Here is a 15,319-nt window from a genome sequence, read left to right on the forward strand (position 1 = left end):
CACCCACCGGCTCATGCCCGCCCAGCACACCCGGCGGCCGATGAGGGACCTTCGGCCCAGCGCCGAGGGCTCATCGGCCGCCGCGCCGTGTGCCTCCCATGGCGGAGGCTGATCCACGACCGACCCGGAGGAGCCTTTCCGTGTACGACCGCAACCCGCGCCCCTGCGGCTGTCTGCCCCGACACTCCCCGCGACGGGCGCCGTACCGGCTCCGGGCCGGTCACCGTCCGGCCGCCCACCTCGTCTGCCCGGCCTCCCGGGCGGCCGGACACACCCCCCGCACCCAGGTCACGCGGTGGCACCGGTGAACGCCGTCCGGGCGATCCGCCGCCAGCACCAGGACGTCGCCGAGAAGCCGTTCATCGTCATCTGGGAGTCCACCCGGGCCTGCCCGCTGGCCTGTCTGCACTGCCGCGCCGAGGCCGTCCCCGACCGCGACCCGCGCGAGCTGGACACCGCCGCCGCCAAGGACCTGCTCCACCAGGTCGCCGCGTTCGGACACCCCGCCCCGATCTTCGTCATCACCGGCGGCGACCCGTTCCAGCGGCCCGACCTCCTCGAACTCATCGGGTACGGCGAGCAGGCGGGCGTCCGTGTCGCCGTCTCCCCGTCCGGCACGCCCACCCTCACCCCGGAACGCCTGCGCGAGGTGCACGAGGCGGGCGCCGTCGGCCTCTCCCTCAGCCTCGACGGCTCCACCGCCGCACTCCACGACGGCTTCCGCGGCGTGCCCGGCGTCTACCGCTGGACCCTGGACGCCTGGGACGCCGCCCGCGCGCTCGGCATGAAGGTGCAGATCAACACCACCGTCAACCGGCGCAACCTGCGCGACCTGCCCGACGTCGTCCGCCTCGTCCACGAACACGGCGCGATGCTGTGGAGCGCCTTCTTCCTGGTGCCCACCGGCCGGGGCCGCCAACTCGGCGTGCTCACCCCGCAGGAGGCCGAGGACGTCCTCAACTTCGTCTACGACGTCGGCCTGACCGTCCCCGCCAAGACCACCGAGGCGCACCACTTCCGCCGTGTCGCCCTCCAGCGGAAGATCCTCACCGACCTCGGCGAGGACCACGTGAGCGCGCTCGGACTCGGCTCCCTCTACCGGGAGTTGCGGTGGCGCGCCGCCGACCTCGGCCTCGACAGCGGAGGGCGGCGCGCCCGCAGGCCCCCGCTGGACGTCAACGCCGGACGCGGCTTCGTCTTCGTCTCGCACACCGGCACCGTCCACCCCAGCGGCTTCCTCCCGCTGGGCGCGGGCAACGTCCGCCGCACCCCGCTGCCGGAGATCTACCGCACCTCGGAGCTGTTCACCGGGCTGCGGGACGCCGACCGGCTCGGTGGCAGGTGCGGGGCGTGCGAGTTCCGCCGGGTCTGCGGCGGCTCCCGGTCCCGCGCCTACGGCGTCACCGGCGACCCCTACGCCGAGGAGCCCTGGTGCGGCTACCGCCCCGGGAGCTTCCCCCACCAGCGGGAGCTGGCCGCCGTACTGGCCGCTGGCCCGCCGCCCCCACAAGGAGCGAAGTGACCGGCAAGCCCCTCGACCTGGCACCACCGCCCGCCCGCGGGGGCGGGTTCGGGCCGACCGGCGTGAAGGCCCGCCACCTGCGCGCCCACGTCCTCGTCGTGGCCTGGCTGGCGCTGGCCCTGGTCGCCGCCCTCGCCCAGCCGCACCTGCCGATCGCCCGCTGGCTGGCCGTCCACCTGTTCCTGCTCGGCGCCGCCACCACCGCCCTCGTCATCTGGAGCGAGCACTTCGCCACCGCGCTGCTGCACGCCCCGTACCCCGACGCACGCTGGAGCACCGCCCGGCTCGCCGCCGTCAACACCGCCGTCGCCGGACTCCTCACCGGCGTCTGGGCCGACCTGCCGGTGCTCACCGGCGCCGCCTGCGCGCTGCTCGTCGCCGCCGTCACCGCCCACCTGGTGGTGCTGGCGCGGATGGGCCGCGGCGCGCTCGGCGGACGGCTCGCGCCCGTCGTCGGCTTCTACCGGGCCGCCACCGTGGCCCTGCTCGGCGGGGCGGTCCTGGGCTGGCTGCTGGCCTCCGGGCACGCCGGGACCGGCACGTACGCCGGGCTGCGGCTGGCCCATGTGCACCTCACCCTGCTCGGCTGGATCGGCCTGCCCGTCCTCGGCACCCTGTTCATGCTCTGGCCGACCGTGCTGGGCGTCCGGATGGCCGAGCACACCCCCCGGGTCGTCCGGCGCGTGCTGGTCCTCACCGGCGCCGGTCTCCTCGTCGCCGTCGTCGCGCTGGCGGTCGGCTGGCGCTGGGCGGCGGTGGCCGGGATCGCCGGGTACGCCGCCGGACTGGCCGTCGCCGTCGACCTGTTCGCCCGTACGCTACGGGGCCGTGACCCCGTCTCCGCGGCGGCGGCCTGGACGCTGGCCGCGTCCGTCGGCTGGCTCTGCGTGGGCGTCGTCGCCGACGCGGGCGTCCTGGCCGCACAGCCGCTCGCCGAGGCGCAGGACGGCGTGGGGGACCTCGTCCCGGCGCTGCTCGTCGGCTTCGTCGCCCAGGTGCTCATCGGCGCGCTCACCCAGCTCCTGCCGGTCGTGCTCGGCTCCGGCCCCCAGGACCGCGGCCCGCTGCGGGCGGTGTTGGAACGGGGCTGGCCGCTGCGGCTGACGGCGCTCAACGCGGGCGTCGCCCTGCTGGTGCTGCCCGGCCCGTTCGGCCCGGCGGGGCTGGTCCTCGCGGCCGTCGCGGGCGGCGCGTTCGTCGCCCTCACCGCGACGGTCCTGGTCCGCGCGGCACGGGGCGCCGGACGGTCGGCGACGGCGACGGCCACGCGGCTGCCGGTGCTGCTGGGCACGGCGGCCGGGGCGGTGCTGACCGTGCTGGCGGTCGTGGTCGCCAACAGCGGCGGCGTCGGCGGCACCCCGTCCGTCGCGGCGGGCGCGGGCCACGGCGGCACCACCGCCACCCGCACCGTCGAGGTCACCCTGGCCGCCATGCGTGTACGGCCCAGCCGTGTCGAGGTCACCGCGGGCACCGCCCTGCGCCTGAAGGTCAGCAACGACGACGCCCAGCGCCACGACCTCAAGGTCGAGGACGGCCCCGGCACCCCGCTGCTCTCCCGCGGCCAGTCCCGCACCCTCGACCTCGGCCCGGTCACCGCCGACCGGCAGGCGTGGTGCACCCTGCCGGGCCACCGCGCGGCCGGGATGACCCTGGACATCGTGGTGAAGGACGACGGCGGGGGGAGCGCCGGGCACGCCGACGGACACGCCGCCATGGCGGACAGCGGCACCGGCCCGGACCTCGCCGCCGACTTCACCGGCGGCTGGCGGCCCGCGACGCGGAACTCGCCCCCGCGCCCGGCGGCACCGTCCACCGCGTCACCCTGCGCGCCGCGCACACCGACGTCGAGGTCGCGCCCGGCGTCACCCAGCAGATGTGGACCTTCGGCGGCACCGCACCCGGCCCCACCCTGCGCGGCAGGGTCGGGGACGTGTTCGAGGTGACCCTCGTCAACGACGACGCGGGCATGGGCCACGGCATCGACTTCCACGCCGGGTCCCTCGCCCCCGACGGGCCGATGCGCACCCTCCAGCCCGGCGAGAGCCTCGTCTACCGGTTCCGCGCCGAACGGGCGGGCGCCTGGCTCTACCACTGCTCCACCGCCCCGATGCTCCAGCACATCGGCAACGGCATGTACGGCGCCGTCGTCATCGCCCCGCCGGACCTGGCCGAGGTCGACCACGAGTACGTCCTCGTCTCCTCCGAGCTGTACCTGGGCACCCCCGGCTCCACCGCCCAGGTGGGGAAGATGCGCGACGGCACGCCGGACGCGTGGGCGTTCAACGGCGTCGCCGCGCAGTACGCCAAGCAGCCGCTGAAGGTGCGGGCGGGGGAGCGGGCACGCTTCTGGGTGGTGTCCGCGGGGCCCAGCGACGGCATCGCGTTCCACGTCGTCGGCACGGTCTTCGACACCGTCTACAAGGAGGGCGCCTACCTGCTGGAGCCCGACCAGCCCGGCGGCGCGCAGGTCCTCGACCTGGCCCCCGCGCAGGGCGGCTTCGTGGAGACCACGTTCCCCGAGGCGGGCCACTACTCCTTCGTCGACCACGACATGCGCCACGCCGAGTCCGGCGCGCACGGCGTCGTGGAGGTGAGCGGGTGATGGACACCGTCACCTGGTGGTCGGTGGTGCGGTTCCTGCACGTCGCCGGGGCCGCCCTGTGGGTCGGCGGGCAGCTCGCGCTGTCCCTGGTGATCCTGCCGCTGGCCCGCCGCACCCTCGCCCCCGAGGCGAAGGACCGCTTCACCGCGGAGGCGGGCCGCCGGTTCGGCATCCTGACCGGCGCCCTCTTCCTGCCCGTACAGCTCGGCACCGGCTGGGCCATGGCCGTCCACAAGGGCGTCACCTGGTCCTCCCTCGCCGACCCCGGCTACGGCCGCACCCTCGCCACCAAACTCGCCCTGTTCGTCCTCGTCATGCTCGCCGCCGCGGCGCACGGCCTCGCCCACGCCAAGGGCCGCCCCGAGCTGGCCAAGGCGCTTGCGGTGGCGTCCCTCGTGGGCTCCCTGGGCGTCGTACTCCTGGCGACGGCGCTGCCCGCGACGTGAGGCGGACCCGAGCCCGGTACCCCGGCCCCGATCCCGGCCCTCAGGGCCCCGAGCCGGGGCCGGACGGCCCTCGCACCAAAGAGGGCCCGCAGCGGACCCTTGAGGCCGAAGGACAGAGCTAGGGAGTCACCATGCAGACCCGGGAGATAGACGCCACCGTGCTGGAGACGCTGCTGGCCGCGGCCGTGGCGGCGCCGTCGATCCACAACACCCAGCCGTGGCGGTTCGGCATGGAGCCGCACACCCGGACCGTCACGGTGCGCGTCGACCGACGGCGGGCGCTGCCGCTGATCGACCCCGACCGGCGCGCCCAGTACCTGTCCGTGGGCGCCGCCGTCTTCAACCTCCGGGTCGCCGTCGCCCACCTCGGCTGGGAGCCGCTGGTCCGGCTGCTGCCCGACCACCGGGACCCCGACCTGCTGGCGACCGTGCAGCTCGCCACCGCCGTGGAGGGCCCGCCCGACTACACGGGGCTGTACCCGGCCATCGCCCGGCGGCACACCAGCAGGCTGCCGTTCACCGGCCGCCCGGTGCCCGAGCCGGTCGTGATGGACATGGCCGCCGCCGCCCGGGCCGAGGGCGCCCGGCTTTACTTCCCCGACATCAGCGGCACCCGCAGGCTGCTGCGGCTCACCGCCGCGGCCGAGGCCCGCAACCGCACCCTGCCCGAGCGCGCCGCCGAGGCCCGCACCTGGATCACCGCCCCCGACCCCGACCAGCACTACGGCATCCCCGTCACCGCCCTCGGCCCGCAGGACCGGGCCGGACGGATGCCGATGCGGGACTTCACCGGCCCGCTGCGCTCCCTGCGGCTGCCCGCGCTGCCCTTCGAGCGGCACGTCCAGCTCGGCCTGCTGTGGACCCCGCGGGACCGCGCGGAGGACTGGCTGCGCGCCGGGCAGGGCCTGGAGCGGGTCCTGCTGACGGCGACCGCGCACGGCGTGCGCACCTCGATGCTGCACCAGGCGATGGAGTGGTCCGACCTGCGCGCCGGAGCCCGCCTCCCGCAGCGCCGCTGCGCCCCGCACGGCGTCATCCGCTTCGGCTACGGCCCCGAGGGCGCCCCCACCCCCCGCGCGGAACCCCAGCCCGACATGCCGGACCCGACGCCCCCCACGCTCCCGGAGTAGGAACGCCGTACGGACGCTCCCGGAGCGGGAACGCCGGACGGACCCGCCCGGAGCGGGAACGCCGGACGGGGGCGGCTCCCGCTCCCGCCCCCGTCCGTCCCTCCCCCCCCGGCAATGGCTCAGTCCCCCTCCGCCCCGCCGTCCACCACCCCGGCGATCTCCCGCCCCGTGACGAGCCCCGGCTCCACGCGGAGGAAGATCCCGTTCCGGTCGGCCACCCAGGAGCGGGGCCCCGTGCGCACCAGACGTTCGTGTTCCGCGGGGTCCGTGACCACGCTGGCACGGCCGGTGACGACGACGCTCCAGCCGGTCTGCGCCTCGGCGTCGAAGTCGTCGACCTCGAACGCCACCACCACGCCGTCCACGGCCCGCACGAGGTCGGAGTCCGGCGCGGTGCGCAGCACCACGGAGCCGTCGGTGTCCAGGGCGAAGTTGACGGGGAGCACCGCGGGCAGTGCCTGCCGGGTGTAGACGATGCGGCCCACCGGGGCCTTGGCCAGCAGACGCAGACACTCCTGCTGGTCGAGAGCGCGGAAGCGGTTGTTGCCGAACATCCCCCCACCATCCCTCGTGGGGCCCTCCCGGCGTTAGGGCCCAACGGCCCTGATCCGCCCGACCCGGGCCGCGACGTTTCGGTCGCCCCGGGCGGGGTGACGCGGACCCCGGAAAGCGTCCCGGCAACCCGGGACCGCCGGGCCCGCCGATTAGGACCGTTAGGCCCACCCGGGCGGACCACCGCGGCGCCGATATTGGCTGAGGGTCACCGGTGAGCACCACGCCACCGGGGGGCCCGCGGCCCCGGCACCCGCACTCGGGGACGTCCACTCGAACAGGAAGGAACGGACGGATGCTCCAGCCGTCTGTACAGCAGAGCGAGGCACCGGCAGGGGCCGTGTCCCGGCAGGCCTGGCTGATGCTGACCCTCGCCACGGTCGGTTTCGCCGTCAACTTCTGGGCCTGGGCGCTGCTCAGCCCCCTCGGCCCGCGCTTCAAGGAGTCCCTCGACCTCTCCTCGTTCGAGCAGTCGCTCCTGGTGGCGGTGCCCGTGATCGTCGGCTCGCTCGGCCGGATACCGGTCGGCGCGCTGACCGACCGCTTCGGCGGCCGGGTGATGTTCCCGATCGTGTCCGCGGTCACCATCGTCCCCGTCCTCTTCCTCGGCCTCGCCGGTCACGACTCGCTGGCCGCGCTCCTGGTGGGCGGCTTCTTCCTCGGCATCGGCGGCACCGCCTTCGCCGTCGGCGTGCCCATGGTCAGCGCCTGGTTCCCGCCCGAGCGGCGCGGTCTGGCGATCGGCATCTTCGGCGTCGGCATGGGCGGCACCGCGATCAGCGCCCTGTCCACGGTGAAGCTGGTCGACGCGCACGGCATGTCCACCCCGTTCCTGATCACGGCCGCCGTCCTCGCGGTGTTCGCGGTGGTCTCCGCGCTGCTGCTGCGGGACGCTCCCGGCCGCGCCGTGCCCACCGAGCCGCTGACCAGCCGCCTCGGTGCCACCCTGCACCTCGGGGTGACCTGGCAGGCTGCCGCGCTGTACGCGGTCGCGTTCGGCGGGTACGTCGCCTTCTCCGTCTACCTGCCCACCTACCTGAAGACCGGCTACAGCCTGGAGCAGGCGGACGCCGCCAACCGCATGGCCGGGTTCGTGCTCCTCGCGGTCGCCATGCGGCCGGTCGGCGGCTGGCTGTCGGACCGCGTGGGCGCCGTACGGGTGCTCGGCGGCTCGCTGGCCGTGGTGGTCGTCGGAGCCCTAATCCAGTCCCTCACCCCGTCCCTCGCCCCGGTCGGCACGATCGCCTTCCTCACCATGGCCGCCGCGCTCGGCGCGGCCAGCGGCGCCGTGTTCGCGCTGGTCGCCCTGCTCGCCCCGGCGAACAAGGTCGGCTCGGTCACCGGTGTCGTCGGCGCCGCGGGCGGCCTGGGCGGCTTCGTACCGCCGCTGGTGATGGGCGCCCTGTACGGGGCCCTCAGCAGCTACGCGATCGGCCTGCTGCTGCTGGCCGCGGTCGCGGCGGCGGCGCTCGCCTTCACCTGCACCGGGGTGCGGCAGGCCGTCGCCCGGCGCCAGGTGCCCGTCCAGTCCCACTGAAACCCGCCGAGACCCGGGGGAGACCCACACCATGTGCGAGTACTGCGGCTGCCAGTCCCTGACCACGATCGACGAACTCACCCAGGAGCACGAGACGGTCGTCGGGCTCATCGCCCAGGTGCGTGACGCCCACCGGGACGGTCACATCGCGCGCATGGCGGAGCTGGCCCGGCGCATCACCGAGGTCCTGGTGCCGCACACGCAGGTGGAGGAGGGCGGCCTGTTCCCGGCGATGGCCGCCGAGTTCCCCGAGCAGATCGCCGCCCTGGAGGCCGAGCACCGCCGCGTCGAGGCGGTGCTGGCCGAGGCGGAGGGGCCGTTCCTCGCCGACCCGACCTGGCCGGGACGGCTGATCGACACCCTCAACCTGCTGCGCGAGCACATCCTCAAGGAGCAGGACGGCGTCTTCCCCGCCGCCCTGGCGTTCCTGGACCCCGAGCAGTGGGAGGCGGTGGAGGCGGTCCGCGCCCGCGTGGGCAGCGCCGTACCGCAGCCCTCCCCCTGAGCCCCGCTCTCCCCTCCCGGCTTCCCGTCCGCCCGGCGCGACCCCCGCGCCGGGCGGACGCGTCTGCCGTGCGGGCCCCCGGCCGACGGGGTACGGATGGTGTGACCCCCGTGTCGACAGGGCCGTGCAGGCCCGGGAAGGGGTGGCACCGTGGCCACGGAGACCGGACCTGCGGCGGGCGAACGACGAGCGGGCATGGACGGCGAACTCGCGGAGGCCCTGGTCCGCTCCCGCCGGTTCTTCAGTAGGGCGGAGGTCTCCGAGGACCTGCGCACCCTGCGCAAGCGCGGCGGACGGCAGGCCGACGACTTCTACCGGGACCGCTGGTCGCACGACAAGGTGGTCCGCTCCACGCACGGCGTGAACTGCACCGGCTCCTGCTCGTGGAAGGTGTACGTCAAGGACGGCATCATCACCTGGGAGGCCCAGCAGACCGACTACCCCTCCGTCGGCCCGGACCGCCCCGAGTACGAGCCGCGGGGCTGCCCGCGCGGGGCGGCGTTCTCCTGGTACACCTACTCACCGACCCGGGTCCGCTACCCGTACGTGCGCGGCGAGCTGCTGCGCCTGTACCGCGAGGCGAAGCAGCGCCTCGGTGACCCGGTGGCGGCCTGGGCGGACATCGTCTCCGACCCGGAGCGCGCCCGCCGCTACAAGTCGGTGCGCGGCAAGGGCGGCCTGGTCCGCGCGAGCTGGGAGGAGGCCGTCGAACTCGTCGCCGCCGCGCACGTGCACACCATCAAGGAGCACGGCCCGGACCGGCTGGCGGGCTTCTCCCCGATCCCGGCGATGTCGATGGTGTCGCACGCGGCGGGCGCCCGCTTCTACTCCCTGCTCGGCGGCGTGATGCTGTCGTTCTACGACTGGTACGCCGACCTCCCCGTCGCCTCCCCGCAGGTGTTCGGCGACCAGACCGACGTACCGGAGTCGGGCGACTGGTGGGACGCGGGCTACCTGATCATGTGGGGCTCCAACCTGCCGGTGACCCGCACCCCCGACGCGCACTGGATGGCGGAGGCCCGCTACCGGGGCCAGAAGGTGATCGCGGTCAGCCCCGACTACGCCGACAACGTGAAGTTCGCCGACGAGTGGCTGCCCGCGCAGCCCGGCACCGACGGGGCGCTGGCGATGGCGATGGGGCACGTCGTCCTCAAGGAGTTCTTCGTCGACCGCGCCACCCCGTACTTCACGGACTACGTCAAGCGCTTCACCGACCTGCCCTTCCTCGTCACCCTCGACGAACGCGAGCCGGGCACCTACACGCCGGGCAAGTTCCTCACCGCCGCCGACCTCGGGGGCGGCGAGGAGCACGCCGAGTTCCGTACCGTCCTGCTCGACGCGGCCACCGGCGCGCCCGTCGTCCCCAACGGCACGCTCGGCGACCGCTTCTCCGACGCGGGCGCCGGGAAGTGGAACCTCGACCTGGGCACGACCGACCCGCTGCTGTCGGCCGAGGGCTCCACCGAGGCGCCGGTCGCCGTGGAACTGCCCCGCTTCGACGCCCCGGACGGCACCGCGGACCGCACCCTGCGCGGGGTGCCGGTGCGTCGGGTCGGCGGGCGCCTGGTGACCACCGTCTACGACCTGCTGCTGGCCCAGTACGGTGTCGCACGCCCGGGCCTCCCCGGCCAATGGCCCGCCTCGTACGAGGACGCCTCCGAGCTCTGCACCCCCGCCTGGCAGGAGGCCCTCACCGGCGTCCCGGCGGCGAAGGCGGCCCGCATCGCGCGGGAGTTCGCGGCGAACGCCGAGGAGTCCCGCGGCCGTTCGATGATCATCATGGGCGCGGGCACCAACCACTGGTTCCACTCCGACACCATCTACCGCGCCTTCCTCACCCTGACCACCCTCACCGGCTGCCAGGGCGTCAACGGCGGCGGCTGGGCGCACTACGTCGGCCAGGAGAAGGTCCGCCCGATCACCGGCTACTCCGCGATCGCGACCGCCGCCGACTGGAACCGCCCGGCCCGGCAGATGATCCAGACGGCGTACTGGTACCTGCACAGCGACCAGTTCCGCTACGACCCGTTCTCCGCCAACACCCTCGCCGCCCGGCCCGGCGACGGCGGCGGCCCGTTCGCCGGGAAGGCCACCGCCGACGTCATCGCCCAGTCGGCGCGGCTCGGCTGGATGCCGTCGTACCCGACCTTCGACCGCAACCCGCTCGACCTCGCCACCGAGGCGGCCGAACGCGGCAAGAGCGTCCCCGACCACATCGTCGACGAGCTGAAGTCGGGCACCCTCAGGTTCGCCGCCGAGGACCCCGACGACCCCGCCAACTTCCCGCGCGTGCTGACCGTGTGGCGGGCCAACCTGCTGGGCTCCTCCGCCAAGGGCAACGAGTACTTCCTGCGCCACCTCCTCGGCACCGACTCCAACCTGCGCGCCACCGAGGCGCCCCCCGACGCCCGCCCCCGGGACGTGGTCTGGCACGAGGAGGCCCCGGTCGGCAAGCTCGACCTGCTGCTCACCCTCGACTTCCGGATGACCAGCACCACCGTCTACTCCGACGTCGTCCTCCCGGCCGCGACCTGGTACGAGAAGCACGACCTGTCCTCCACCGACATGCACCCCTACGTGCACGCCTTCAACCCGGCGATCCCCCCGCCCTGGCAGACCCGCACCGACTTCGACGCCTTCCACACCCTCGCCGCCGAGTTCAGCCGCCAGGCCGCCGACCACCTCGGCACCCGCACCGACGTCGTCGCCGCGCCGCTGCTGCACGACACCCCCGACGAACTCGCCACCCCGCACGGCAGGGTCCGCGACTGGAAGACGGGCGAGTGCGAACCCGAGCCCGGCCGCACCCTGCCCAAGCTGGTCACCGTCGAACGCGACTACGGCGCCGTGGCCGAGAAGATGGCCGCCCTCGGCCCGCTCCTCGACACCCTCGGCGCCACCACCAAGGGCGTCACCTTCAAGCTCGACCGCGAGCTGGAGTACCTGCGCCACAAGAACGGCACCGCACGCGGCCGGGTCAACGCCGGGCGCCCGTCGATCGCCCGGGACACCCAGGTCTGCGAGGCGATCCTCGCCCTGTCCGGCACCACCAACGGGCACCTCGCCACCCAGGGCTTCCACACCCTGGAGGCCCGCACCGGCACCCGGTTGGCCGACCTCGCCGCCGAGCACGAGGGCAAGCGGATCACCTTCGCGGACACCCAGGCCGCGCCCGTACCGGTGATCACCTCACCGGAGTGGTCGGGTTCGGAGACCGGGGGCCGCCGCTACTCCCCGTTCACCGTCAACGTCGAGCGCGCCAAGCCCTGGCACACCCTCACCGGCCGCCAGCACTTCTACCTCGACCACGACTGGATGGCCGCCCTCGGCGAACAGCTCCCCGTCTACCGCCCTCCGCTGCACATGGACGCCCTCTTCGGCGAACCACGCGTCGGGGACACCGGCGAACTCGGCGTGACCGTGCGCTACCTCACCCCGCACAACAAGTGGTCCATCCACTCCGAGTACCAGGACAACCTGTTCATGCTGTCGCTGTCCCGGGGCGGCCCCACGATCTGGATGTCCACCCAGGACGCCGCGAAGATCGGCGTCCACGACAACGACTGGATCGAGGCCGTCAACCGCAACGGTGTCGTCGCCGCCCGCGCCGTCGTCTCGCACCGGATGCCCGAGGGCACCGTCTACATGCACCACGCCCAGGACCGCCTCATCGACGTCCCCCGCACCGAGACCACCGGCAGGCGCGGCGGCATCCACAACTCCCTCACCCGGCTCCTCATCAAACCGAGCCACCTCATCGGCGGCTACGCGCAGTTGTCGTACGCCTTCAACTACCTGGGCCCGACCGGCAACCAGCGCGACGAGGTGACCGTCATCCGGCGCCGTACGAACCAGGAGGTGACGTACTGATGCGCGTCATGGCCCAGATGGCGATGGTGATGAACCTCGACAAGTGCATCGGCTGCCACACCTGCTCGGTCACCTGCAAACAGGCGTGGACCAACCGCACCGGAGTCGAGTACGTCTGGTTCAACAACGTCGAGACCCGCCCCGGTCAGGGCTACCCCCGCCGCTACGAGGACCAGGAGCAGTGGAAGGGCGGCTGGGAGCTGAACAGGAACGGCCGCCTCACCCTGAAGGCGGGCGGCCGGTTCAAGAAGCTGGTCCAGATCTTCTCCAACCCCAAGCTCCCGCCCCTGGACGCCTACTACGAGCCCTGGACCTACGACTACGAGACCCTCACCAACGCCCCGCTCCAGGACCACACCCCCGTCGCCCGGCCCAAGTCCCTGATCTCCGGCAAGGACATGAAGATCTCCTGGTCCGCGAACTGGGACGACAGCCTCGGCGGCTCCGCCGACCACGGCGACAAGGACGTCCTGCTCCGCGACGTCTCGGAGAAGATCAGGTTCGAGTTCGAGCAGACCTTCATGTTCTACCTGCCGCGCATCTGCGAGCACTGCCTCAACCCGTCCTGCGCGGCCTCCTGCCCCTCCGGCGCCATCTACAAGCGCGAGGAGGACGGCATCGTCCTCGTCGACCAGGACCGCTGCCGGGGCTGGCGGATGTGCGTCACCGGCTGCCCGTACAAGAAGGTCTACTTCAACCACCGCACCGGCAAGGCCGAGAAGTGCACCTTCTGCTTCCCGCGCGTCGAGGTCGGCCTGCCCACCGTCTGCTCCGAGACCTGCGTCGGCCGCCTGCGCTACATCGGCCTCGTCCTCTACGACGCCGACCGGGTGCTGGAGGCCGCCACCACCCCCGACGACACCGACCTGTACGAGGCCCAGCGGCGCGTCCTCCTCGACCCGCACGCCCCCGACGTGATCGAGGCCGCCGAACGCTCCGGCATCCCCCGGGACTGGATCGAGGCCGCCCAGCGCTCCCCGGTCCACGCCCTGATCAACACCTACAAGGTGGCGCTGCCGCTGCACCCGGAGTACCGCACGCTGCCCATGGTCTGGTACATCCCGCCGCTCTCCCCGGTCGTCGACGCCGTGCGCGACACCGGCCACGACGCCGAGGACCACGGCAACCTCTTCGCCGCCGTCGACGCCCTGCGCATCCCCGTCGACTACCTCGCCCAGCTCTTCACCGCCGGGGACCCGGTCCCCGTCGACACGGTGCTGCGCCGCCTCGCCGCCATGCGCTCCTACCTGCGCGACATCAACCTCGGCCGGGAACCCGACGACACCATCCCCGAGGCCGTCGGCATGACCGGCGAACAGCTCTACGACATGTACCGGCTGCTGGCCCTCGCCAAGTACGACGAGCGGTACGTCATCCCGCCCGCCCACGCCGAACAGGCGCACCGCCTGGAGGAACTGGCCACCGAGTGCAGCCTCGACTACGAGGGCGGCCCCGGCATGGGCGGCTCAGGGCCCTTCGGGGAGGCGTCCGGGGGCGCGGCGCCCATCGCGGTGGAGAACTTCCGCGCCCTGCGCGACCGCCAGACCTCCGAGACGCCCGCCGCGCCCGTCGACAAGGAGACCCGCGTCAACCTCCTCAACTGGGACGGCAAGGGCTCACCACCGGGCCTGTTCCCACCCGGCCCGGACGAGGAGAAGGAGTCGCCATGAGGTGGCGGAGGAACCCGGGCGGCCCGGAGAGCTGGCCCCCCCACGCCTGGCAGACCCAGTCCCTGCTGCTGGCCTACCCCGACGACGACCACCCGGCCCGCCTCGCCCTGGCCCGCCGCGCCGCCGACACCCTGCCCGCCCCGGTCGCCGACCCCCTGCGCGCCTTCCTCACGGACGCCGAACGCACCCCGCCCGACGACCTGGCCGCCGCCTACGTCGCCACCTTCGACCACCGCAAGCGCTGCTGCCCGTACCTCACGTACTACGGCCACGGCGACACCCGCAAGCGCGGCCTCGCCCTGCTCCGGCTGAAGCGGACCTACGCCGACGCGGGCTGGCGGCTGGCCGACGACGAACTCCCCGACCACCTCGCCGTGGTCCTGGAGTTCGCCGCCGCCGAACCCGCCACCGGCCACCGGCTCCTCACCGAACACCGCGCGGGCCTGGAACTGCTGCGCCTCGCGCTCACGGACGACGGCTCCCCGTGGGCCGCCGTCCTCACCTCCGTCGCCGCGACCCTGCCCGCCCTGAAGGGCGACGACCGCGCGGCCCTGGCCCGACTGGCCGCCGAGGGCCCACCGGAGGAACAGGTCGGCCTGGCCGCGTACCCGGGGGCCGGGTCCGCCCCGCTGTTCCTGCCCGACCCCGTCTTTCCGGGAGGCCCGCGATGACCCCACCGACCCTGACGATGACGATGACGACGGCGGCGGAGACCGGGACCGGCGGGGTCCTGCTGTGGGTGGTGCTGCCGTACGTGTCCCTCGCGGTCTTCGTGCTCGGCCACGTCTGGCGCTACCGCTACGACAAGTTCGGCTGGACCACCCGCTCCTCCCAGCTCTACGAGAACCGGCTGCTGCGGATCGGCAGCCCGCTGTTCCACTTCGGCATCCTCGTCGTGCTCGTCGGCCACGTCGTGGGCCTGCTCATCCCCAAGAGCTGGACGGAGGCGGCCGGGGTCGGTGAGGACGCGTACCACGTCGTCGCCGTCGCCCTCGGCACCGTCGCGGGTGTGTGCACGCTCGGCGGCGCCGCGATCCTCGTCTACCGCCGCCGAACCGTGGGCCCGGTGTTCTCCGCGACCACCCGCAACGACAAGGCGATGTACCTCTCGCTGGTGGTCACCATCGGCCTCGGGCTGGCGGCGACCGTCGCCGCGAACATCGTCGGCGGGGGCTACGACTACCGCGAGACCATCTCGCTCTGGTTCCGCTCGATTTTCGCCTTCCAGCCCGAGCCGGACCGCATGACCGGCGCCCCGGTCCTGTTCCAGCTCCACGCCGTCAGCGCCCTGCTGCTGTTCGCGTTCTGGCCGTTCACCCGGCTCGTGCACATGCTCACCGCGCCGGTCGGCTACCTGACCAGGCCGTACATCGTCTATCGCAGCCGCGACACGCGGCTAGGGGCGCGGGCGCCGCGCCGGGGCTGGGAGCGCGTGGGGTAACCCACCCGAGGCCCGTGGAAGGGGCCTCCCTGACCGTTTGGATA

General features: G+C 73.8%; 12 protein-coding genes. 11 read left to right on the plus strand and 1 reads right to left on the minus strand.

Features of this window, described 5'->3' with window-relative positions; genetic code table 11:
• The first annotated feature begins 295 nt into the window (after positions 1-295).
• The 5 genes from ACFQZ6_RS27425 to ACFQZ6_RS27445 all read left to right on the plus strand — a co-directional run bounded on the left by ACFQZ6_RS27425 (position 296) and on the right by ACFQZ6_RS27445 (position 5,700).
• A complete protein-coding gene (locus ACFQZ6_RS27425; RefSeq protein ID WP_381613929.1) occupies positions 296-1,522 on the plus strand; it encodes a TIGR04053 family radical SAM/SPASM domain-containing protein in 1,227 nt (408 codons plus the stop codon).
• Entirely contained in the window at positions 1,519-3,465 is a 1,947-nt protein-coding gene (locus ACFQZ6_RS27430) for a cupredoxin domain-containing protein (protein WP_381613931.1), read from the plus strand. Before ACFQZ6_RS27425 ends, ACFQZ6_RS27430 begins: the two co-directional genes overlap by 4 nt.
• The gene (locus ACFQZ6_RS27435; protein ID WP_381613934.1) at positions 3,396-4,124 is read left to right on the plus strand and encodes a multicopper oxidase domain-containing protein; all 729 of its coding nucleotides are present in this window, start codon (positions 3,396-3,398) and stop codon (positions 4,122-4,124) included. Before ACFQZ6_RS27430 ends, ACFQZ6_RS27435 begins: the two co-directional genes overlap by 70 nt.
• A complete protein-coding gene (locus ACFQZ6_RS27440) occupies positions 4,124-4,570 on the plus strand; it encodes a hypothetical protein (protein ID WP_381613937.1) in 447 nt (148 codons plus the stop codon). Before ACFQZ6_RS27435 ends, ACFQZ6_RS27440 begins: the two co-directional genes overlap by 1 nt.
• Before the next feature lie 131 nt (positions 4,571-4,701).
• A complete protein-coding gene (locus ACFQZ6_RS27445; RefSeq protein WP_381613940.1) occupies positions 4,702-5,700 on the plus strand; it encodes an Acg family FMN-binding oxidoreductase in 999 nt (332 codons plus the stop codon).
• A gap of 119 nt (positions 5,701-5,819) precedes the next feature.
• On the opposite strand, the gene ACFQZ6_RS27450 is transcribed toward ACFQZ6_RS27445, so the two are convergent.
• Entirely contained in the window at positions 5,820-6,254 is a 435-nt protein-coding gene (locus tag ACFQZ6_RS27450) for a pyridoxamine 5'-phosphate oxidase family protein (protein ID WP_381613943.1), read from the minus strand.
• 293 nt (positions 6,255-6,547) lie between these two features.
• Between ACFQZ6_RS27450 and ACFQZ6_RS27455 the strand changes: the two genes are divergently transcribed.
• From ACFQZ6_RS27455 to narI, 6 genes are all read left to right on the plus strand, one after another.
• Positions 6,548-7,789, plus strand: coding sequence for an MFS transporter (locus tag ACFQZ6_RS27455; RefSeq protein WP_381613946.1), 1,242 nt, complete (start codon positions 6,548-6,550; stop codon positions 7,787-7,789).
• 31 nt (positions 7,790-7,820) lie between these two features.
• A complete protein-coding gene (locus ACFQZ6_RS27460) occupies positions 7,821-8,294 on the plus strand; it encodes a hemerythrin domain-containing protein (protein WP_381613949.1) in 474 nt (157 codons plus the stop codon).
• 195 nt (positions 8,295-8,489) lie between these two features.
• Positions 8,490-12,164: a nitrate reductase subunit alpha gene (locus tag ACFQZ6_RS27465; RefSeq protein WP_381618688.1), complete on the plus strand. Its 3,675-nt coding sequence runs from the start codon at positions 8,490-8,492 to the stop codon at positions 12,162-12,164.
• Positions 12,164-13,834: a nitrate reductase subunit beta gene (narH, locus tag ACFQZ6_RS27470; RefSeq protein WP_381613952.1), complete on the plus strand. Its 1,671-nt coding sequence runs from the start codon at positions 12,164-12,166 to the stop codon at positions 13,832-13,834. Before ACFQZ6_RS27465 ends, narH begins: the two co-directional genes overlap by 1 nt.
• A complete protein-coding gene (gene narJ, locus ACFQZ6_RS27475; RefSeq protein ID WP_381613955.1) occupies positions 13,831-14,505 on the plus strand; it encodes a nitrate reductase molybdenum cofactor assembly chaperone in 675 nt (224 codons plus the stop codon). Before narH ends, narJ begins: the two co-directional genes overlap by 4 nt.
• Positions 14,502-15,275 carry a respiratory nitrate reductase subunit gamma gene (gene narI / locus ACFQZ6_RS27480; RefSeq protein ID WP_381613959.1) on the plus strand — a complete coding sequence of 258 codons (774 nt, stop codon included), beginning with the start codon at positions 14,502-14,504 and terminating at the stop codon, positions 15,273-15,275. The genes narJ and narI overlap by 4 nt, the downstream gene beginning before the upstream one ends.
• Positions 15,276-15,319 lie beyond the last annotated feature (44 nt).

Source organism: Streptomyces flavalbus, assembly GCF_042674625.1.
In the GTDB taxonomy this organism is placed as follows: Bacteria; Actinomycetota; Actinomycetes; order Streptomycetales; family Streptomycetaceae; genus Streptomyces; species Streptomyces flavalbus.

What these genes read in the sequence shown, in the direction of transcription:
- ACFQZ6_RS27440 (WP_381613937.1), top strand. Translation starts at nt 4,124, where the DNA reads ATGGACACCGTCACCTGGTGGTCGGTGGTGCGGTTCCTGCACGTCGCC.
- ACFQZ6_RS27435 (WP_381613934.1), top strand. Translation starts at nt 3,396, where the DNA reads ATGTGGACCTTCGGCGGCACCGCACCCGGCCCCACCCTGCGCGGCAGG.
- narJ (WP_381613955.1), top strand. Translation starts at nt 13,831, where the DNA reads ATGAGGTGGCGGAGGAACCCGGGCGGCCCGGAGAGCTGGCCCCCCCAC.
- narH (WP_381613952.1), top strand. Translation starts at nt 12,164, where the DNA reads ATGCGCGTCATGGCCCAGATGGCGATGGTGATGAACCTCGACAAGTGC.
- ACFQZ6_RS27465 (WP_381618688.1), top strand. Translation starts at nt 8,490, where the DNA reads ATGGACGGCGAACTCGCGGAGGCCCTGGTCCGCTCCCGCCGGTTCTTC.
- ACFQZ6_RS27460 (WP_381613949.1), top strand. Translation starts at nt 7,821, where the DNA reads ATGTGCGAGTACTGCGGCTGCCAGTCCCTGACCACGATCGACGAACTC.
- ACFQZ6_RS27445 (WP_381613940.1), top strand. Translation starts at nt 4,702, where the DNA reads ATGCAGACCCGGGAGATAGACGCCACCGTGCTGGAGACGCTGCTGGCC.
- ACFQZ6_RS27455 (WP_381613946.1), top strand. Translation starts at nt 6,548, where the DNA reads ATGCTCCAGCCGTCTGTACAGCAGAGCGAGGCACCGGCAGGGGCCGTG.
- narI (WP_381613959.1), top strand. Translation starts at nt 14,502, where the DNA reads ATGACCCCACCGACCCTGACGATGACGATGACGACGGCGGCGGAGACC.
- ACFQZ6_RS27450 (WP_381613943.1), bottom strand. Translation starts at nt 6,254, where the DNA reads ATGTTCGGCAACAACCGCTTCCGCGCTCTCGACCAGCAGGAGTGTCTG.